Genomic DNA, 19092 nt, shown 5'->3' on the forward strand with positions numbered 1-19092 from the left:
CATTCACTTTGTCAAGACGATTTTGTGGTATGAGAAACTCGCCAAGCTCCAGTACACGCCTGATCAATTTTTTAGGTTCGATGAATTTAGCCATCAGCTTGTTGGTGGTGGTCGCCATTGCTTCCATCATTGGCACAGTGCTGCAACAGAACCAACCCTACACCAGCTACCAAATCAAATTTGGCCCCTTCTGGTTTGATTTGTTCAAATCATTAGAGCTGTATGATGTGTATTCAGCCTTGTGGTTCTTGGCTATCTTGGCGTTTTTGGTGGTGTCGATTGCCACCTGTGTAGGGCGTAATACCCCCGGTATTATCCGCGAACTACGCCATTTTCGTGAAAATGTGCAGGAAAAATCCCTGCGTGCCATGAAACATCAAGCCGCCATCAACAGCGTGCAAGATGCTACTGTTACACAAGCGTTGGCAACCCGAATTCTACACGCTCAAGGCTTCAAAACCCGTCAAAAAGTGGCTGAAGATCATACCGTTGTAGCAGGTATGAAAGGCAGCGCTAACCATTGGGGTTACTGGCTGACACACCTTGGCATGATTGTTATCTTCCTCGGCGGATTGATGGATAGTCGCCTTCCCATCATGATTGCTGAATGGCAAGGCAATCTGAAACCCGAAACCCGCAATATTCCTGCATCGGAAGTCCCCGCTATTAGCCAATTATCGGACAGCAGTTTTTCTTACCGTGGCTCCGTCGACATACCAGAAGGCAGCCGTGCGAATATTATTTTCCAACCGGTACGTGACGGCTACTTGGTACAGCACTTGCCGTTTGAAGTCGAAGTTAAAGAATTTCGTGTCGAACACTACTCCACCGGGCAGCCCAAATCGTTTGAAAGTGACATTGTGATTCACGACAAAACGCTTGATGCACCGTTGGAAACCACTATTTCCGTGAATCACCCCTTGATTCACAACGGCGTGGCAATCTACCAAGCAAACTTTGGTGATGGCGGTTCGGAACTCAAACTGCGCCTGCATTCACTCAGCAACCGCTATGCCTCGCAAGACGTTGATGGCAAAGTCTTCCGCGACTACACCTTAACCAGCTCCGACCAGCAATATAAACTGGAAATTAATGACTTCCGCCTGTTTAATATCAATGACATGGAAGACAGCAGTGGCAAGATCGAAAAGAAAAATGTTGGCCCCAGTGTTACCTTCAAATTACGTGATGCCACCGGACAAGCGCTCGAATACCAAAACTACATGAACCCCTTGAGTATCAAAGGGCAAAACTATTTCATCAGCGGGGTACGCACCACGCCGAATGAGCCTTTCCGTTATTTGCACATTCCCGTTGACACCAAAGGCAGCATGGAACGCTTTATGCGGTTTTTGTCCAATATACAAAATACCGAATTGGTGAAACAATCCGCGCTCCAGACCACCCGTAACTCCATGCAACAAACCACGGTTGCTGATCCGGCGGTCGAAGCACAAATCGTGGAGTCGATGCAGCGCTTAACCGAACAGTTTGCGACCAAAGGTTCAGAAGGCATCATGGCTGAAATTGCGGCAAAGTTTCCGCAAGATAAGCAAGAAAGCGCCGCCGAAGCTTTCATGAAAGTGCTGAATGCCGCCTTGCGTGAGGTCTATAAAGAGACGCTCAAGCAAGAAGGCATGACCGCTGAACCGACGGAGGCTGACTGGTTATTCTTCGATGATAGCTTACTTGCGATTGATAAATTGCCTGCTTACGGGTCGCCTTGGCTGATCCACATGGACAGCTTTAAACAGATTGAAGCGTCTGGTCTACAAATCACGCGCTCGCCCGGCAAAGATGTGGTTTATTTCGGCAGTCTCATGTTAACAATAGGGGTATTTCTCCTGTTTTACGTGGCGCATCGTAGAATATGGGTATGGATTAAACCGCTGGACAATAATCAAGCGGAAATCGTCCTGGCAGGTAGTAGTAACCGCAATCAGCCAGAATTTGAGCGTTATTTCCAACAGTTGCAGGGCCTGTTCCAGCAAGTGATGAAACAAGAGGTGAAACATGTCGACTCCCCAACAAACCATTGACTCGCTCATTGATCAACCCAGCCTATTCCAGCAACTGCGTTTGTCGGATTGGCTGTGGGCAGCATTAGTCATTGCTGCCAGCGCATGGGTATTCTTTCAATACGGTAGCGTAATGGATGAATACGAAATCGGGATTCTTGCACTGACTGCACCTTCATGGATTGCCTTGGGTTGGTATTGGAAAGCCTTCCGCCCCTATACCATCGCCGTCGCGCTTTTGAGCTTGTTGGGCATTTGGTTGTATGGCGGCAATTACGCCAATGCTGAACAAGTGTTCGGGCTGAAATTTTTAGTCTCCAGCCAATCTGCCGTAATGTGGATGAGCGCTTTATTTGTACTGGCAACGGTGACTTATTTCGCGGGTTTATTCACAAACAATGCATTCACCTTGAAAACCGGTTCAGCCATGACATGGGTTGCCTTGGTAATGGGTTTCACCGGGTTAATGGTACGCTGGTATGAATCTTATCTGATTGACCCTGAATTTGGTCACATTCCCGTTAGCAACCTGTACGAAGTTTTCATTCTATTCTGCATTATCACCGGCTTGTTATATATGTTTTATGAGGGACGTTACAAAAATCGTTCACTCGGCGGTTTTGTATTGATGGTGATCAGCGCGGCGGTTGCTTTTCTGCTGTGGTACAGCTACACCAAAGGCGCACATGAGATTCAACCATTGGTTCCAGCCTTGAAAAGCTATTGGATGAAAATTCACGTACCCGCCAATTTCATTGGTTACGGAGCGTTTGCTTTGGCAGCCATGACCAGTATTGCCTACCTTTTGAAACACCATGGGCAACAACGCAATGCGAATGGCTTGCTGGCAACGCGCCTGCCCTCTTTGGAAATGCTTGATGATATAACCTACAAAGCGATTGCACTGGGCTTTGCGTTTTTCACCATTGCCACCATTCTTGGCGCAATGTGGGCTGCCGAAGCGTGGGGCGGCTACTGGTCGTGGGATCCGAAAGAAACATGGGCATTAATTGTCTGGTTAAACTATGCTGCATGGCTGCATTTACGCTTTTCCAAAGGCTGGCGCGGTGTACCCATGGCGTGGTGGGCAATCGTTGGCTTATTTGTTACCCTGTTTGCATTCCTCGGCGTAAACATGTTCCTCTCCGGGTTGCATTCTTACGGTGAACTTTGAGTACCTAGCCCAGTCCAACTCAAAGCGAGCGATGAAGATAACTGACAAATCAATGCAGTTCTTACACAAACACAAGCAGGAGACAATAATTAATGAAACGTACCTTAAGCCACACCCTCGGCTTTATGATGGCAGCACTGTTCGCTTTAACGGGTTGTATTCCTGAAGCCAGCCAAGCGCAGGATATCAAAGAAGGCACACATTACGTTACGCTATCACCCACGATTCCGACACAAGCACCTGCTGGTAAAGTCGAGGTTATCGACTTATTTTGGTACGGTTGCCCGCATTGTTATTCTCTGGAACCTACTATTGAGAAGTTTCTTAGCAACAAACCGGATAATGTTGTTTTCCAGCGAGTACCCGCCACATTAAGCCCACGCTGGGAATACCACGCCAAATTATTCTATGTTGGGCAAATGCTTGACCCTGATGGCGCTAAACGCGTCCATACCAAAATCTTTGAGGCAATGCAAAAACAGCGCCGTAAGATCAACGATGACGATGCCATGACCCGTTTCTTTACGGAGCTAGGTTTTACATCTGATCAAGTTAAAAATGCTCTGAACTCCATGGAAATGAAAGCCATGATGGCACGCGCTAATGAAGTAGGTACAAAGTCCAAAGCAGATTCTGTTCCCGTCATTATCGTCAATGGCAAATACCGCACCAGCCCCAGCATGGTTGGCAGTGAAGAAACCTTACTACAAGTTGTTGATTATCTTGTAAAACGAGAGGCTCAACAATAACGTTAATGGAGAGTGAAATGCGCAAACTCAGCTTGTTGGATAAAATTCTGACCGAAATTGACCAGTCTCTGCGCGTGGTTCATGCCACAGCACCAACCACGGAACGCCCTAATCCGGCTGCGGGGATACCAGAAACCGCCCCGCTTAGCGAAGTCGACCGTGAATTGATCAGCAGGTTGATGCGCATTAATCACACAGGCGAAGTATCTGCCCAAGGTTTATATCGAGGGCAGGCATTAACTGCTAAGCGTGAAGATATACGGGAACAGATGGAACGCTCTGCTATGGAGGAAAACGACCACCTCAACTGGACGGAAAAGCGTTTACAGGAACTAGGCGGTCGGAAAAGCCTGCTGAACCCATTATTTTATTGGGGTTCATTCACGATTGGTGCCGTCGCAGGCAAGATTGGTGACAAATGGAGCCTTGGTTTTGTCAAAGAAACGGAAGATCAAGTCATTAAGCATTTGGAAGAACACATCAATCGCCTCCCCCCTCATGCACTAACTGATATGGCAATTTTGCAAAAGATGAAGGCTGACGAACAGCATCATGGCGATGTTGCTATGCAAGCAGGAGGCGCAAAACTTCCCTTGCTAGCGCGTAAATTGCTGATGCCGTTGATGTCAAAAGTCATGACTAAAAGTGCTTATTATCTCTAATTCTAAAGCCATTTTAGCGCTGCGTAACCTAAACGGTGCGTTAAACATTCACACAACTCACGGGCAAGTTCAAACGGTGCTTGTTCAATACCCAAGTCTTGACATTGCGTAACCTGCAAGCCTGCGTAACCACACGGGTTAATGCGCAGGAAAGGCTCTAGATCCATTGCCACATTCAGGCTCAACCCATGATAGGTACGACCTTTCGATACCCGTAATCCTAAGGCTGCAATTTTACGTCCATCGACGTAGACGCCCGGCGCATCCCTATCCCCTCGTGCAGTAATGCCATAATGCACCAACAAATCGATCACCGATTGCTCAATGCCTGTGACCAGCTCACGCACACCTAAAGCTTTACGACGAATATCTAATAGCATATAAGCCACTAGCTGACCTGGGCCGTGATATGTCACCTGCCCACCACGATCAATGGGAATCACAGGAATATCGCCTGGCGCTAACACATGTTCCAACTTACCATTGCGTCCTAGCGTAAATACCGGCGGATGTTGTACTAGCCACACTTCATCCGGTGTATTGAGAAGACGATTTTGGGTAAATACCTGCATCTGCTTCCAAGCGGACACATACTCTAGCAAACCCAGTTGGCGGATATGCAAAATATCCACCACTCGATGCTCTACAATGCCCACAGCACCAACTCACAGGCTTTCAAGTCCTGATACACTGCATCAATCTGCTCCTTGCTGATTGCACGCAAATTCACCGTTAGACTGTGGTATTTACCAGCAGAGCTATCACGTCGCTGTAACCGCACTTCAGGATCAAACACAGAGTCGTGACGGCACACAATTTCACAAATCCGCAGATGAAACTCTACATCTGCACGACCCACCACTTTGATAGGAAAATCACAAGGAAAATCCAGTTTTAATTCATCCTGCTGTCCAAAACGCTCCACAGCCCATCCTCACGCTTGCGGTTATTAATCCGCGAACAACTTCTGAATACTATCCATTGTCCGCCGCCACCAGCCGCCTTCGGTCACATCTTCCAGCGCCAACAACGGGGTTTCCTTAACGACTTTACCCAGCTCTTGATCAGTAATAATCACTTTGCCCAGTACGCCACCCCGTTTAATGGGGGCGTCAATCCCTTTATCAAGCTGCATTCCACCTTTCAATTGGTCGTAGCGCCCTTTGACAATACTAACAAACAAATTATCAACCACCCCAGCAGGCACTTCCGTTGCCTCACCCTTCCAAACTCGCACTTTTGCCAACACAGCCCCTGCATCGTAGAGCTTGTGTGTTTCAAAGGTACGGAAGCCGTATTCCAACAACTGTTGGCTGACATTCGCGCGTGCTTCTTCACTTTTTGCACCCAACACCACTGAAATCAAACGCATATTGTCACGTTTGGCAGAGGCTACCAAACAATAACCCGCTGACTCGGTATGCCCGGTTTTCAAACCATCCACCGTTGGGTCACGCCACAATAAGCGATTACGGTTTTGCTGCTTGATATTGTTGTAGCTGAATTCCTTAATAGCATACAGTTTGTAATACTCTGGAAACTCATGCACCAAGGCTTCCACCAGTTTCACAATGTCACGCGCCGTCGTGTAATGATCCTTAGCTGGCCACCCTGTGACATTCATGTAACGGGTATCCGTCATGCCGAGCTCAGCCGCCGTCTGATTCATACGCTGCACAAAGGTTTCTTCACTACCCGCCACATGCTCTGCTAACGCCATCGCCGCATCATTACCCGATTGGATAATCATGCCCTTGAGTAACTTCTCAAACTGAATTTTTTTGCCCAACTCTACGAACATGCGTGAGCCTTCCATTTTCCACGCTTTTTCGCTGATCAGTACTTCATCCTCCAGCTTAACCGTACCCTTACCTAATTCCTGATAAACCAAGTAAGCCGTCATCAGTTTAGTAATACTGGCAGGTTCCACCCGCATTCCGGGGTTTATACCAGCCAACTCCTCGCCACTTTGGAAATCAACCAGCAAATAGCTTTTCGCCTCAATTTCTGGCACACCAGGTGCCATCGCAATGATTTCCGGTGGAATATTAGGGTCATTGTAGGGAGCAGTGGACATATCTTTAGGTGCAGGCTCACCCGTGTCCGACGGTGCTGAAGCAAACTCAGCGCTAACAATGCCGCCTGCCAGCAATCCCGCTAACAATAACGATTTAAGTATCCTTGTAAACATGAACAATCCTTTCACTTATAGGCATTATTTTCATGGTCAGTACGGTAGCGAAGCTAGCGCCATCCTGCAACTATTTGCCTGCAACGACCTTAAAGTTTGCCAAACCGTTACTTTCCAAAATATCTTTCACATTATCAATTTGATCTTGGTTATACAAAGGGCCAACCCTAACCTGATACATTTCGCGCCCATTTTGTTGCGCAGTAGCCATTTCTGTTTTCGCCAAGCCCACTGATGTCAAACGCACAAACATATCGAGAGATGCATTACGATCAGGCCATGTACCCGCAATCACGTAATAAGGCTTAGACTTATCCACAGGCTCAACCGATTTCACCGGCGGTGCAGCCGCTTTAGGCTTACTCGCGGCTTTAAGCTCAGGTGGCAATTGCTCAGGTGGAATCGCCGCCACTTCAACAGGTGCACCTGTTTTTGCCTTAATACCGAGCGCATTGGCGGCTGCAAACGACAATTGGATCAAATCCCCACTCTCAAATGGTCCACGGTCATTGATACGTACAATAATATGCTTGCCATTCTGCTGATTAGTGACTTTTGCAAAACTGGGTAATGGCAAGGTGCGGTGTGCAGCAGAATAACCGTACATATCAAAGACTTCACAGCCCGCTGTTTCCGTTCCTTGATATTCTGCTCCGTACCATGCCGCAGTGCCGTGTTCCGCATAACCCGCTGCCGAGTCCAACACTTGGTAAGTTTTGCCTTCAATCGTGTAAGCGGGGTCATTACCACACTCACTACGGGCTTCGGTGCTTACCTTATTCTGCACTTGCGCCGTATCCATATTTGATTTTTTAGCGCCATTGCTACTGCAAGCGACCAAACTTATGGTCATGGAAGCCAATAAGACTCCCGAAAATCGCCAGTTTATTGTCATCGTATTGTCCAGCTTTTTATCATCGCCCATTAGAACACTGACCCGCGCTGCGATACACGAGCCAGCTTATCGCTTTCACTATTATAACGTTTAGAAACCAAACTTACGCTTACGAATTTCCTGCGCAAGCTGATGTACTGCCATTGCATATTTTGAACTAGGATTGTAACGGGTAATCGCATAGAAATTTTCACCGCCTACCCAATACTCATCAGTCGTCCCATCCAGCTTAATCAAACTCACTTTGGCAGAGTTGATAGCCCCTTGTGGCCTTACCCCTTTAGCAGCAAGTTCACCCAAAGTACGTGATGGTTTTTTCGGTGTTGCTTCAGCAATACTAGCATAACCCGCACCGGAAACATAAGCAGGGACAGCAACACCGCCACCGCGCTTCCAACCATTTTTAGCAAAATAATTCGCAACACTGGGAATAGCATCCTGAGGATTCCACAAGTCACGCTTACCATCACGGTTGCCATCAATCGCGTAACTGCGATAGCTGCTCGAAATAAACTGCCCTAAGCCCATTGCCCCGGCATAGGAACCGTTAAAAATCTGCGGCCTCACCTTCTCTTCTCGCGATAACAATAAAAACTGCTCCAGTTCTTTCTGATAAAAACTGGAACGACGTGGAAAATCAAACCCTAACGTTGTTAATGCCTGCAAGGTATTGTGCTTACCCGTATTTTTACCGTACTGCGTTTCCACGCCAATAATCGCCACTAAATACTCTGTATCCACCCCGTATTGACGGGTAGCCGCATCTAACAGCGCCGCATAGCGATTCCAAAAATCAACCCCGCCATTAATACGTTCCTCTGTGAGGAAAATGGGGCGATAAGCCCGCCATACTTGCCCTTCGGTAGGTGCACCCGCCTTGGTTAACGCTTCTTTATCACGCTGCACGCTGGAAAAGGTCTGTTCCAAAAACGCAATATCAAAACCATGCTGGCTGTTCATTTTACCAATAAACTGGCGCAGTGCCGGGTAACTGGCATAATCCCCGCGTAGTCCGGCAGGATAATTAACGGGTTGACGCGGTATCGTCGTGTTAGTTGGCTGCTGTGTTGCCGTACTGCCACCAGAAGACGGGGTTCCGACTGGCTGTCTGATAACAGTTGGGGGTAAACCTTGTTGACTGGGAACATTTGCAACCGGTGGATTGAATACCCAAGGCCACTGCGGCCCCGCAGTGCATCCCCCTAATACTCCCCCCATCATAATGACACTTACCAGCTTACCCAGCGACTTATTCCATTGAACTGAATCATGCATGATTTTCATATACTCCATCTCCAAACCTGTTGAGGAGAGCATGAAAATCCTTCTTCAGCTATCCCGTTGATAAATGCGTTTGCGTTTCCTCATCCCCATGATGATCCCGAAAGCCATCATCAGCGTGACCACGGAGGTTCCCCCGTAACTCACCAAGGGCAGTGGCACACCGACAACGGGGAGCAGCCCGCTGACCATGCCGGTGTTCACAAACAAATAAAAAAAGAATGACACACTCAGACTACCACCCAGCAGACGCGCGAACGTATCCTCACCCTTACTAGCAAGGTATAACCCCCGCCAGATGATAAATATGTACAGCCCCATTAAAATCAGGTTGCCCACTAAGCCGAACTCTTCACCAAATACAGCAAAGATAAAATCGGTGTGCCGTTCTGGCAGAAAATCCAGATGCGCTTGGTCGCCTTGCATCCAGCCTTTTCCATAAGCCCCACCAGAACCAATCGCAATTTTTGACTGATAAATATGGTATCCAGTTCCCAACAAATCCGATTCTGGATTCAAAAGCGTATCGACCCGACGCCGTTGATAATCATGCATCCCAAAAAAGTACAACAACGGGGCAGCAACCGTCACAAAAGCAATTGCACCACCAATCAACCACCATGACATACCTGCTAAATAAATAACAAAAAATCCAGAAGTAGCAATTAACAACGAGGTTCCCAAATCTGGCTGCTTCATAACCAGCAGCATCGGAACCAATACCAACAACAACGCAATCACAATATCCACAAAACGCGGCGGCAGCGGTTTCTCAGAAAAATAGTAAGCCACCATCATTGGCACTGCCAACTTCATGATTTCAGCAGGTTGAATATCAACACCAATATATAACCAACGGGTTGCGCCCTTTTTCGTTACCCCAATGATTAAGACCAAGATCAGTAACACCACCCCAATGCCATACAGCCATACTGACCACTGGCGCAGTGTCTTACTGGAAATTTGAGAAAAAATGACCAATAGCCCCAGACCGATTGAAAAATGAATAATTTGCCGCTGCACCTGCTCGATATTGCCATCGCTGGCACTGTACAACGTGGCTAACCCCAAAAAAACCAGCAGTGACAACACCGCCAACAACACCGCATCAACACGCTGTAGCGCAATGATCAACCAAGAAGGCAACAAACCACTAATCACCGTTTACCCCCTGTTTTTCTGTTTTCCTGACTTTTTAGTAGGCTCTTGTACCGATGTAGCTGGCTGCGCTTGCTCCAGTTCCTGCTGCGCTAGCGCACCGGCTGGTTTTAATGCATTATCGCCATATGCTTGATTCAAGTAGGCATCCATGAGCTTGCGAGCAATCGGTGCGGCCGTCGCACCACCACCACCCATAGCATTTTCCACAATCACTGCCACAGCAATTTTAGGATTATCCGCTGGAGCGAACCCAACGAACAATGCATGGTCACGCAACCGCTTAGCAATCCGACCTGCATTGTATTTACCACCAGCCAAACCAAATACCTGAGCTGTGCCCGTCTTACCCGCGATACGGTAGGATGCCCCAGCCCCCGCTGCCCGTGCAGTACCACCGGGACGCATCACATTTTCCATCCCTTGGATCGTCAAATTCCAATAATTATCCTTTGCTTCAAGGGTAGGAAACGGTTCAGGCTTGAGAACGCTTTCTTCCTGATTTCGCGCAGTACGCACCCCACGCAACACATGCGGCTTCAATCGCACCCCACGATTCGCCATAATCGTCGTCGCATGAGCCAATTGCAGGGGTGTTGCTAACCAATAACCTTGACCGATACCAATATTAACCGTATCCCCAGGAAACCAATCACGCTTATGACGTTTCTCTTTCCATTCCTTGGTTGGCATCAAACCTGACGCTTCTGATGGCAAATCAATCCCTGTCTTTTCTCCAAAACCAAAGCGCCTCATCGCCGCAGAGAAACGATCAATCCCCATCCGATAGGCCAAATCGTAAAAATAGGTATCACATGACTGTTGAATCGAATACTTCAGGTCAACCGAACCGTGGCCACTCTTATTCCAACACCGAAAGGCATGTTTTTGCCCCGGCAAACGAAAGAAACCAGGGTCGTAGACCCTTGAACCAGGCGTCACGACCCCCTCAATTAAACCCGCCACGCCGACCATTGGCTTAATGGTAGACCCCGGCGGATAAGTACCTTGCAGCGCACGATTAAACAACGGACGATCAGGATCTTCACGTAAAGCCGTATAGTCCTTCTGAGAAATGCCATTAATAAATAAATTAGGGTCAAATGTTGGTACACTTGCCAAAGCCAGTATTTCACCATTACTTGGATCCATCGCCACAATCGCCCCACGCTCATTTTTCAGCAAATTTTCCGCAAAGATTTGTAAATTAATATCCAAACCGAGAAATAATTCCTGCCCACCAACAGGGTCTTTTTTGCTCAGCAACGACTGTTTTTTACCATGGGCATCCACCTCAATCAATTGATACCCGGCTTGCCCATGCAAGCGATCTTCATGGAAAGCCTCTATCCCCGTTTTACCGATATGGGTGGTACCGATGTATTCATCCTTGTTCAAAGTCTCCAGATCACGCGCATCAATACGCCCTACATACCCAATGACATGACTCGCTGTTTTAACTAAAGGGTAGTAACGCTCCATACGCACCTCTACCCGCGCACCAGGGAAACGCGGACGATTGACAGCCCACGCAGCGTACTCTTCTTCTGTTAAATTTCCCCGAATGAGGATAGGCTGGTATTTAAAACGCCTTGCTTGAGTTTTAAACAAACGGACATCTTTTTCCGCTAGCGGAATAATGGATCCCAAACGCTCAACGAAAATATCAACATCGGCTAACGTCGACTTGCCATCAGCATTCTCATCACCGATATTGTCACGTACCACCTCTAGGACATATTGCGTGTGGCTATCCGCCAGCAGTACACCATTACGGTCATAAATCTGACCACGATTAGGCGGGATGGGAATGCGCTTCTGGTAATGTTGGCGGGAAAGCTCAGAATACTTGGCGTGTTCGGATACTTGGAGTTGGTAAACCCTCCCCAAGATCCCCAACAAGGCAAACAGGATAATGATACCCGCGACCATGGCTCGCACATTGAACATGTGCTGTTCATCACGTTCTAATTTAATCGGTCTATCGCTCATGAATTGCTGACGAGCATCCTGTCTGCCCTGTTTGAAATCGGGCGACTATAACAGATTAAGAGAACGGAATCTCCTCTGGTTGCACCGTATTATAACGCTCAATACTGTCCAAGATTTCTTGTTTGGCTTCCTCAATCCCTGCCCAACCTTCAACTTTCACCCACTTGCCTGCATCCAGCTCTTTGTAACGCTCAAAGAAGTGTTGAATTTGGCTTAACAACAGCGGTGGCAATTGCTCATAGGAGTTAATTTCACGATACCCAGAAGACAGCTTATGTGCCGGAACTGCCACAATTTTGGCATCAATCCCCGACTCATCCGACATTTTCAACATACCCACCGGGCGCACCGGAATCACACAACCGTGCATCAACGGCGTAGGGCTAACCACCAAAACATCAGTAGGGTCGCCATCCTGTGCCAATGTGTGCGGAATAAACCCATAGTTAGCAGGGTAAAACATCGGCGTAGACAAGAAACGGTCAACGTACAACGCCCCGCTTTCTTTATCCAACTCATACTTCACAGGCGTGGACAAAGCCGGAATTTCGATGATGACATTCACGCAATGCGGAACATCACGCCCAGCAGGAACTTTATCAATATTCATTGTTTACTCTACTCTTGTGTAAAAATCACGGTATTATAACGCTTGTTAACGAATCTAACAGCAACTAACCACCACTACTTGTCGACAATTTCAAGAGAACAGCATGGCACACTCACTACGCGACCAACTCCTCAAAGCAGGGTTAGTCACCGAAGCACAGATTGAAAAGGCTAACCAACCCAAACCGGCTCCCTCACGGCAACCGCAACAGCGCAACCATGCCCCGCGTCGTGACAACCGACCAGCCCCTACGCTAGAAAAACCGCAACGCACTGAAAATAAAGCGCCACGTCAAACGCCCAAAGAAAAAAGCGACCTTGAACAATTCTACGCAGCCCGTGCCAAAACCGAACGCGAAGAGCGCGAGCAAGCCGAACAACGCCAGCGTGAAATCGCTGCCCGCCGCAAACAAACCCGCGAACAGGTTGCTGCACTGATCAACGCCAACGTCAAAAATGTCGACGATGCTGACATTCGCTATAATTTTGTGGTCGGTGACAATATCAAATACCTCTACGTCACCGAAGCCCAGCAGCAAGCCTTAGCCGATGGCGAACTCGCCATTACCTTCCTCGGTGGCAAACGCTGCCTGATTCCGCTCGACATTGCGCAACAAATTTTAGCGCTTGACCCCGACAAACTGATTGTCATCAACCGTCCAGAAGAATCCAGCGAGTCGCCAGAAGCAGTCGATTAAACCATCGCCAGCGCTTGCTTGTATAACTGGTTTTTCGGCAATCCGGTCAAGCGGGCAGCAATCGCGGCTGCCTGTTTCACTGGCAATTCCTCCAGCAATACCGCCAGAATACTGTCCGCACGCAAGGCACTGAGTTGTTCCTGATCCTCATTCGCCACCTTACCCGCCACTACCACCACGAATTCACCGCGTGACATATTCGTATCGGTACTCAGTTGCGCGACCAATTCCCCGGCACTGCCCCGGTAAATGCTTTCAAACAGCTTGGTCAACTCACGCAATACCACCACCGGGCGCTCCTCACCCAAAGTACTTGCCACATCCGCCAGCATCTCGGCAATGCGGTGGCTGGATTCATAAAAGACCAAAGTGCGCGGCTCATCCACCAAGCTTTCCAGCCATTTGCGCCGCGACACCGCTTTTGCCGGTAAAAAACCTTCAAACACAAACCGATCCGTCGGCAACCCCGCCACCGATAGTGCTGCAATCAAGGCACTTGCCCCCGGAACCGGCACGATTTTGAACCCCGCATTCCCCAAAGCATGAACCAGCTTGTAACCGGGGTCGCTAATTAACGGCGTACCCGCATCGCTGACCAACGCCAATTGCATTCCCTGCTCCAATTCGGCTTGGATGCTAGCAACGCGACCCGCCTCATTGTAATCGTGCAAACTCGCCAACACCCCTTGAATACCGAAATGGGTCAGCAAACCACGGGTCACGCGGGTGTCTTCCGCATAAATCTTATCCACTTCCGCCAAGATGCGCTTGGCACGTTCCGTCATATCCGCCAAATTACCGATGGGCGTTGCCACGCAGTACAAAATGCCTTGTTTCATCCACTTCCCCAAACAACGAAGCCCACCACGAAGGGCGGGCTTCTGGTTTTTGCTGGCAAAACCAGCCGTGCACTACCTTACGCCAGCAAAGGCACAATCAGCAACGCAACAATATTAATGATCTTGATCAACGGGTTGACCGCAGGACCTGCCGTATCCTTATACGGGTCGCCAACGGTATCGCCAGTAACAGCCGCTTTGTGCGCCTCCGAACCTTTGCCACCGAAATTGCCTTCCTCGATATATTTCTTGGCATTATCCCAAGCACCGCCGCCGGTTGTCATGGAAATTGCCACGAAAATCCCCGTGATAATCGTACCCACCAACACCCCGCCAAGCGCCTCTGCGCCCAAGGTCAGCCCCACAATCACCGGCACTGCCACTGGCAATAATGACGGTACAATCATTTCCTTAATCGCCGATTTGGTCAACATATCCACACAAGTACCATATTCCGGCTTCCCTGTGCCCTCCATAATGCCGGGAATTGTCTGGAATTGCCGCCGCACTTCCACCACCACCGAGCCTGCCGCCCGCCCCACAGCTTCCATCGCCATTGCCGCAAACAGATACGGTACCATCCCACCAATAAACAGACCGATAATGATCAAATGGTTGGAAAGATCAAAGTTCATGGTTGTTTGATGTGCTGCGGACAACGCATGGGTATAATCCGCAAACAACACCAAGGCCGCCAAGCCTGCTGAGCCAATCGCATAACCTTTGGTCACAGCTTTCGTGGTATTGCCGACGGCATCCAGTGGGTCAGTGATATTGCGAATATCTTCAGGCAAACCAGCCATTTCCGCGATCCCACCCGCATTATCGGTAATCGGGCCGTAAGCATCGAGCGCGACCACAATCCCCGCCATGGACAACATCGAGGTTGCTGCAATCGCAATCCCATACAACCCCGCGAGTTCATAGGCTCCCCAGATTGCCACACACACTGCCAACACTGGTGCAGCCGTGGAACGCATCGATACACCCAAACCTGCGATGACATTCGTGCCATGCCCAGTGGTGGATGCTTGCGCAATGTGCCTAACCGGACTGTATTCGGTTGCGGTGTAATATTCGGTAATCCACACCATCGCTGCTGTCAGTAACAAACCAATTACTGCTGAACCATACAACGCCGTCACCGAATAATCGGGGCTATCCCCCATCATAATGACCGTGACCGGATAGAAAAATATCAACGATGCCACTCCGGCTACCGCCAACCCACGGTACAGCGCATTCATAATTTTGCCGCCCGCACGCGCCTTCACAAACATCGCCCCTAAGATGGAAGCCAAAATAGAAAAGCCCCCCAACACCAACGGGTAAATAATGGCATTTTCTGAGCCATTCATCAGCAACCCACCCAGCAACATGGTAGCAATAATTGTAACAGCGTAAGTTTCAAACAAATCCGCCGCCATCCCGGCGCAATCACCCACATTATCCCCGACATTATCCGCGATTACTGCGGGGTTGCGTGGGTCATCTTCAGGAATACCCGCTTCCACTTTCCCCACCAAATCGGCACCCACATCCGCACCCTTGGTGAAAATACCGCCGCCCAAACGGGCAAAAATCGAAATCAATGACCCACCAAACGCCAAACCGACTAACGCATGGATAGCATCAGTCGCCGATGTTCCGGTCATGGTCAATACCGCGTAATAACCAGCCACACCCAGCAATGCCAAGCCAACAACCAACATACCGGTAATCGCGCCACCTTTGAAAGCGACGTCCAAAGCCGCATTCAAACCGTTTTTCGCTGCCTCAGCCGTGCGCACATTGGCGCGTACCGAAACATTCATGCCGATATAGCCGGTAGCACCGGATAACAATGCACCCAACGCAAAACCAATCGCGGTTTGCCAACCTAGTGCAATAAAAATCACCGCAAACAGCAAAATACCCACCACCGCAATTGTGGTGTATTGACGATTTAAGTAGGCTTGCGCCCCTTCCTGAATCGCCTGTGCGATACTGCGCATTTTTGCATCCCCCTCAGGGCGAGCAAGCACCCAGCGGGTCGTCACAATACCGTAAACCAGTGCGGCGAGCGCACACAAAATGGCAACTGCCAAACCTGTGGACATCAGAACACCTCCGTTGTTTATGAATGTATTTTAATCATCGCAAACCATCCCCCTGTTGCAACGACAACAAGGACAATAGTTGTAACAAGCATAGTCCTATTTTTAGCATCCAACCGCACTGTTCATAGACTTAATTGATGTTTATCAGGCAACAAACGACAGAATACCCCCAGTAAAATACCGCTTGCCGAATCAAACATGCAGCAGGCTCAACAAAAAGTGCTATATTTCGACAACAATACCCCACCAATAGGTACTAGGATTCACGTCATGCAAACAAAATTTCGCCAATGCATCCTGAAATACTGCTCGGTTGCCTTATTAGTTGTGCCATTGATATTACAAGGCTGTTCACCCAACGACTTCATGGATAGCGAGGGCAGCTCCGCAATCCAAGGCAATGCCACTGTCGAACAAGCCAATACACTATTTAATCAAGGAAAAAAACGGGAAGCTGCTCAAACGTATTATGCGGCGGCTGCACGCTACCCCTCACCACAACGTGAGCGCGTCATTTTGCAAGCAGCCGAAATTGCCGCCTCCATCGGCGATGCCAAACTTACCAATACCTATTTAGCCAAGGTTCCCGCCTCGGCATTAGACGGTGAAAATCGTGCCCGCCAAGCCTATGTGAAAGCCTTACTGGCTTTACAACAAAACAACCCAGCCTTAGCGCTACGCACGTTGCCAGCTAATCTTGACAACCTATCGCCAGCATTGCGCGAGAAGGTCAAACACATTCAACAACGTGCTCAAACCATGAGCAAAGGCAACCCCGGCGTTCAAAATGTACAAGCAGCACTTATTCCCAGCAGCGTGACCCGTGTTGCAGCCCTACTTCCCCAGTCCGGGGCATTAGGCAGTGTCGGGCAAGAGATTTATCGTGGCATTGATACCGCACGTAACAGTATTGCCAGCGAAACCAGCGTGCAACTGTACGATGTGAGTGCGGGCGGCGCTGTTGCTCAATACCAACGGGCTGTCGCCGATGGTGCTGACATGATCATCGGGCCACTGGATAAAGAATCATTAGCTGATTTACTAGCGCACCCTCAAATACTTTCCAAGCCACTGCTTAGCCTGAATTACTTAACCAACAGCCGCAACATACCGGGTGCGCTTTACCAATTCGGCTTACTGCCAGAAGATGAAGCACGCCAAGTCGCTGAAACGGCGAGTGCACGCGGGCTGCGCACGGCTATCGTATTAGCACCGGCCTCCAGTTGGGGCGACCGCATCGCCGGTGCATTCCGGGCTGCTTACCAAGCCAAAGGCGGGCAAGTCATCAATATTCAGCAATACCCTGATGCTGCATCCAACGCTTATATGCAGAATGTGCAAAATGCACTGGCAGCCACCCAAGGCCGCGCCAGCATGGTGTTCCTTGCCGCATCCCCCAGCCAAGCACGTCTGATGCGCCCTTTGCTAGCAGCACAAGCCCCAGAACTGCCAATTTATGCAACCTCACATATCTTTTCCGGGCGCACTAACCCCGGCAAAGATGCCGACCTTGATGATATTCTGTACACCGAAATTCCGTGGGTTATCGAAGGCTTACAATCCGGCACATTAAACAACTCCAATTTCCCGCGCATGTTCGCGTTGGGAATGGATGCTTTCCTAATTGCTAAAAACCTGCCCAGCATTGCCCGCAACCCGAATACGCAAGTCAACGGCAAAACCGGCAACATCCGTTTAGCAGGCAATCGTCAAATCCAACGTACCTTGCTATTCGCCACTTTCGTTAACGGCGTACCGCAAGCTGTTGGACAATAAGCCTACCGCGCCGCACCTGCAACGCGGCATCAGCACCGAACAACTGGCTTGTGAACACTTGCAAGCCAGTGGTTTACACCTGCTGCACCAGAATTACCGCCTGAAAATGGGCGAAATCGACCTGATTATGCGCGACGGCAGCATCATCGTGTTTGTCGAAGTCCGTTACCGCAAAACCCGCCGTTACGGCGGCGCATTGCACAGTATTGACCCTCGCAAGCAAGCGCGTATCATCCGCACCGCACAACACTATTTGCAATACCGCGCACCGGATGCCCAGGCACGTTTTGACGTGGTAGCGGTCGAAGGTGATAACACTATCCTTTGGATCAAAAACGCTTTCGACACGGGCTAACGCATGAATTTGCAAACACGCATCCAACAACACTTCGCCGCCAGCATTGACACCAAGCAAAAAGCCCTCGCGGTATTACAAGAACCGATTCTCACTGCCGCCACGATGGTGTTTACTGCTGTTCAAAACGGTAACAAAATCCTCAGTTGCGGCAATGGCGGTTCGGCGGGCGATGCCCAGCATTTTTCCTCCGAAATGCTCAACCGTTTCGAGCAGGAACGTAGGGGTTTGCCCGCGATTGCGCTGACCACGGATACGTCCACCCTCACCTCCATCGCCAACGATTACAGCTACGAACGGGTATTTTCCCGCCAAATCGAGGCATTGGGGCGCAACGGTGACGTGCTGCTGGCAATTTCCACCAGCGGTAATTCCACCAACGTGAATCGCGCCATCGACGCAGCACATGAATGCGGGATGCACGTCATTGCCCTCAGCGGCAAAGCAGGCGGCAGCATGAAAGATTTGCTGCAAGCAGGTGATGTGGAATTGCGCGTCCCTGCTGACAGCACGGCACGGATTCAGGAAACCCATTTGCTGTTAATCCACTGCATTTGCGACTTGGTTGATCAGATGTTGTTAACCCAAGGGTAATC

Annotated in this window: 18 protein-coding genes; 8 read left to right on the forward strand and 10 right to left on the reverse strand. The window is 49.4% G+C overall.

The window, feature by feature from the left end; all coding sequences use genetic code 11:
* Nucleotides 1-29: 29 nt before the first annotated feature.
* The 4 genes from QJT81_19555 to coq7 all read left to right on the forward strand — a co-directional run bounded on the left by QJT81_19555 (nucleotide 30) and on the right by coq7 (nucleotide 4603).
* Nucleotides 30-2039, forward strand: a complete 2010-nt coding sequence (locus QJT81_19555) for a cytochrome c biogenesis protein ResB (protein ID WGZ93956.1) — start codon at nucleotides 30-32, stop codon at nucleotides 2037-2039.
* Nucleotides 2014-3192 (forward strand): c-type cytochrome biogenesis protein CcsB, encoded by a 1179-nt coding sequence (gene ccsB, locus QJT81_19560; GenBank protein WGZ93957.1) that lies wholly within the window; start codon nucleotides 2014-2016, stop codon nucleotides 3190-3192. Before QJT81_19555 ends, ccsB begins: the two co-directional genes overlap by 26 nt.
* A 92-nt stretch (nucleotides 3193-3284) precedes the next feature.
* Nucleotides 3285-3941 (forward strand): thiol:disulfide interchange protein DsbA/DsbL, encoded by a 657-nt coding sequence (locus QJT81_19565; protein ID WGZ93958.1) that lies wholly within the window; start codon nucleotides 3285-3287, stop codon nucleotides 3939-3941.
* A gap of 17 nt (nucleotides 3942-3958) precedes the next feature.
* A complete protein-coding gene (gene coq7 / locus QJT81_19570; protein ID WGZ93959.1) occupies nucleotides 3959-4603 on the forward strand; it encodes a 2-polyprenyl-3-methyl-6-methoxy-1,4-benzoquinone monooxygenase in 645 nt (214 codons plus the stop codon).
* 2 nt (nucleotides 4604-4605) lie between these two features.
* Here the strand turns inward: coq7 and lipB are convergent, their stop codons facing one another.
* From lipB to ppa, 8 genes are all read right to left on the reverse strand, one after another.
* On the reverse strand, nucleotides 4606-5259 hold the full coding sequence (lipB, locus tag QJT81_19575; GenBank protein ID WGZ93960.1) for a lipoyl(octanoyl) transferase LipB: 654 nt from the start codon (nucleotides 5257-5259) through the stop codon (nucleotides 4606-4608).
* Entirely contained in the window at nucleotides 5247-5528 is a 282-nt protein-coding gene (locus tag QJT81_19580) for a DUF493 domain-containing protein (protein ID WGZ93961.1), read from the reverse strand. The genes lipB and QJT81_19580 overlap by 13 nt, the downstream gene beginning before the upstream one ends.
* 24 nt (nucleotides 5529-5552) lie before the next feature.
* Nucleotides 5553-6794, reverse strand: coding sequence for a D-alanyl-D-alanine carboxypeptidase family protein (locus QJT81_19585; protein ID WGZ93962.1), 1242 nt, complete (start codon nucleotides 6792-6794; stop codon nucleotides 5553-5555).
* 70 nt (nucleotides 6795-6864) lie between these two features.
* Nucleotides 6865-7689 (reverse strand): septal ring lytic transglycosylase RlpA family protein, encoded by an 825-nt coding sequence (locus QJT81_19590; GenBank protein WGZ93963.1) that lies wholly within the window; start codon nucleotides 7687-7689, stop codon nucleotides 6865-6867.
* A gap of 90 nt (nucleotides 7690-7779) precedes the next feature.
* On the reverse strand, nucleotides 7780-8964 hold the full coding sequence (gene mltB / locus QJT81_19595) for a lytic murein transglycosylase B (protein WGZ93964.1): 1185 nt from the start codon (nucleotides 8962-8964) through the stop codon (nucleotides 7780-7782).
* 54 nt (nucleotides 8965-9018) lie between these two features.
* A complete protein-coding gene (gene rodA / locus QJT81_19600) occupies nucleotides 9019-10131 on the reverse strand; it encodes a rod shape-determining protein RodA (protein WGZ93965.1) in 1113 nt (370 codons plus the stop codon).
* 3 nt (nucleotides 10132-10134) lie between these two features.
* The gene (gene mrdA, locus QJT81_19605; GenBank protein ID WGZ93966.1) at nucleotides 10135-12120 is read right to left on the reverse strand and encodes a penicillin-binding protein 2; all 1986 of its coding nucleotides are present in this window, start codon (nucleotides 12118-12120) and stop codon (nucleotides 10135-10137) included.
* 55 nt (nucleotides 12121-12175) lie between these two features.
* Nucleotides 12176-12730 carry an inorganic diphosphatase gene (gene ppa, locus QJT81_19610; protein ID WGZ93967.1) on the reverse strand — a complete coding sequence of 185 codons (555 nt, stop codon included), beginning with the start codon at nucleotides 12728-12730 and terminating at the stop codon, nucleotides 12176-12178.
* A 103-nt stretch (nucleotides 12731-12833) separates the two neighbouring features.
* Here ppa and QJT81_19615 point away from each other — a divergent pair, with 103 nt between their 5' ends.
* Nucleotides 12834-13427 carry a DUF2058 family protein gene (locus tag QJT81_19615; protein WGZ93968.1) on the forward strand — a complete coding sequence of 198 codons (594 nt, stop codon included), beginning with the start codon at nucleotides 12834-12836 and terminating at the stop codon, nucleotides 13425-13427.
* Here QJT81_19615 and rsmI read toward each other — a convergent pair.
* Nucleotides 13424-14266: a 16S rRNA (cytidine(1402)-2'-O)-methyltransferase gene (rsmI, locus tag QJT81_19620; protein WGZ93969.1), complete on the reverse strand. Its 843-nt coding sequence runs from the start codon at nucleotides 14264-14266 to the stop codon at nucleotides 13424-13426. The genes QJT81_19615 and rsmI overlap by 4 nt on opposite strands.
* A gap of 77 nt (nucleotides 14267-14343) precedes the next feature.
* Nucleotides 14344-16365, reverse strand: coding sequence for a sodium-translocating pyrophosphatase (locus QJT81_19625; protein WGZ93970.1), 2022 nt, complete (start codon nucleotides 16363-16365; stop codon nucleotides 14344-14346).
* A gap of 270 nt (nucleotides 16366-16635) precedes the next feature.
* Between QJT81_19625 and QJT81_19630 the strand changes: the two genes are divergently transcribed.
* The 3 genes from QJT81_19630 to QJT81_19640 are packed head-to-tail and all read left to right on the forward strand — an operon-like array spanning nucleotide 16636 to nucleotide 19090.
* Nucleotides 16636-18141, forward strand: a complete 1506-nt coding sequence (locus tag QJT81_19630) for a penicillin-binding protein activator (GenBank protein WGZ93971.1) — start codon at nucleotides 16636-16638, stop codon at nucleotides 18139-18141.
* Nucleotides 18131-18496, forward strand: coding sequence for a YraN family protein (locus tag QJT81_19635; protein WGZ93972.1), 366 nt, complete (start codon nucleotides 18131-18133; stop codon nucleotides 18494-18496). The genes QJT81_19630 and QJT81_19635 overlap by 11 nt, the downstream gene beginning before the upstream one ends.
* Before the next feature lie 3 nt (nucleotides 18497-18499).
* Nucleotides 18500-19090, forward strand: coding sequence for a phosphoheptose isomerase (locus QJT81_19640; protein ID WGZ93973.1), 591 nt, complete (start codon nucleotides 18500-18502; stop codon nucleotides 19088-19090).
* Nucleotides 19091-19092: the final 2 nt, after the last annotated feature.

Origin of the sequence: Candidatus Thiothrix putei (assembly GCA_029972225.1) — a bacterium.
Classification (GTDB): domain Bacteria; phylum Pseudomonadota; class Gammaproteobacteria; order Thiotrichales; family Thiotrichaceae; genus Thiothrix; species Thiothrix putei.

Bases quoted from the DNA above. Each gene is read 5' to 3' on its own strand.
- QJT81_19555 (WGZ93956.1), top strand. From the start codon at position 30: ATGAGAAACTCGCCAAGCTCCAGTACACGCCTGATCAATTTTTTAGGT.
- ccsB (WGZ93957.1), top strand. From the start codon at position 2,014: ATGTCGACTCCCCAACAAACCATTGACTCGCTCATTGATCAACCCAGC.
- QJT81_19565 (WGZ93958.1), top strand. From the start codon at position 3,285: ATGAAACGTACCTTAAGCCACACCCTCGGCTTTATGATGGCAGCACTG.
- coq7 (WGZ93959.1), top strand. From the start codon at position 3,959: ATGCGCAAACTCAGCTTGTTGGATAAAATTCTGACCGAAATTGACCAG.
- QJT81_19585 (WGZ93962.1), bottom strand. From the start codon at position 6,794: ATGTTTACAAGGATACTTAAATCGTTATTGTTAGCGGGATTGCTGGCA.
- QJT81_19590 (WGZ93963.1), bottom strand. From the start codon at position 7,689: ATGACAATAAACTGGCGATTTTCGGGAGTCTTATTGGCTTCCATGACC.
- mltB (WGZ93964.1), bottom strand. From the start codon at position 8,964: ATGCATGATTCAGTTCAATGGAATAAGTCGCTGGGTAAGCTGGTAAGT.
- mrdA (WGZ93966.1), bottom strand. From the start codon at position 12,120: ATGAGCGATAGACCGATTAAATTAGAACGTGATGAACAGCACATGTTC.
- ppa (WGZ93967.1), bottom strand. From the start codon at position 12,730: ATGAATATTGATAAAGTTCCTGCTGGGCGTGATGTTCCGCATTGCGTG.
- QJT81_19615 (WGZ93968.1), top strand. From the start codon at position 12,834: ATGGCACACTCACTACGCGACCAACTCCTCAAAGCAGGGTTAGTCACC.
- rsmI (WGZ93969.1), bottom strand. From the start codon at position 14,266: ATGAAACAAGGCATTTTGTACTGCGTGGCAACGCCCATCGGTAATTTG.
- QJT81_19625 (WGZ93970.1), bottom strand. From the start codon at position 16,365: ATGTCCACAGGTTTGGCAGTTGCCATTTTGTGTGCGCTCGCCGCACTG.
- QJT81_19630 (WGZ93971.1), top strand. From the start codon at position 16,636: ATGCAAACAAAATTTCGCCAATGCATCCTGAAATACTGCTCGGTTGCC.
- QJT81_19640 (WGZ93973.1), top strand. From the start codon at position 18,500: ATGAATTTGCAAACACGCATCCAACAACACTTCGCCGCCAGCATTGAC.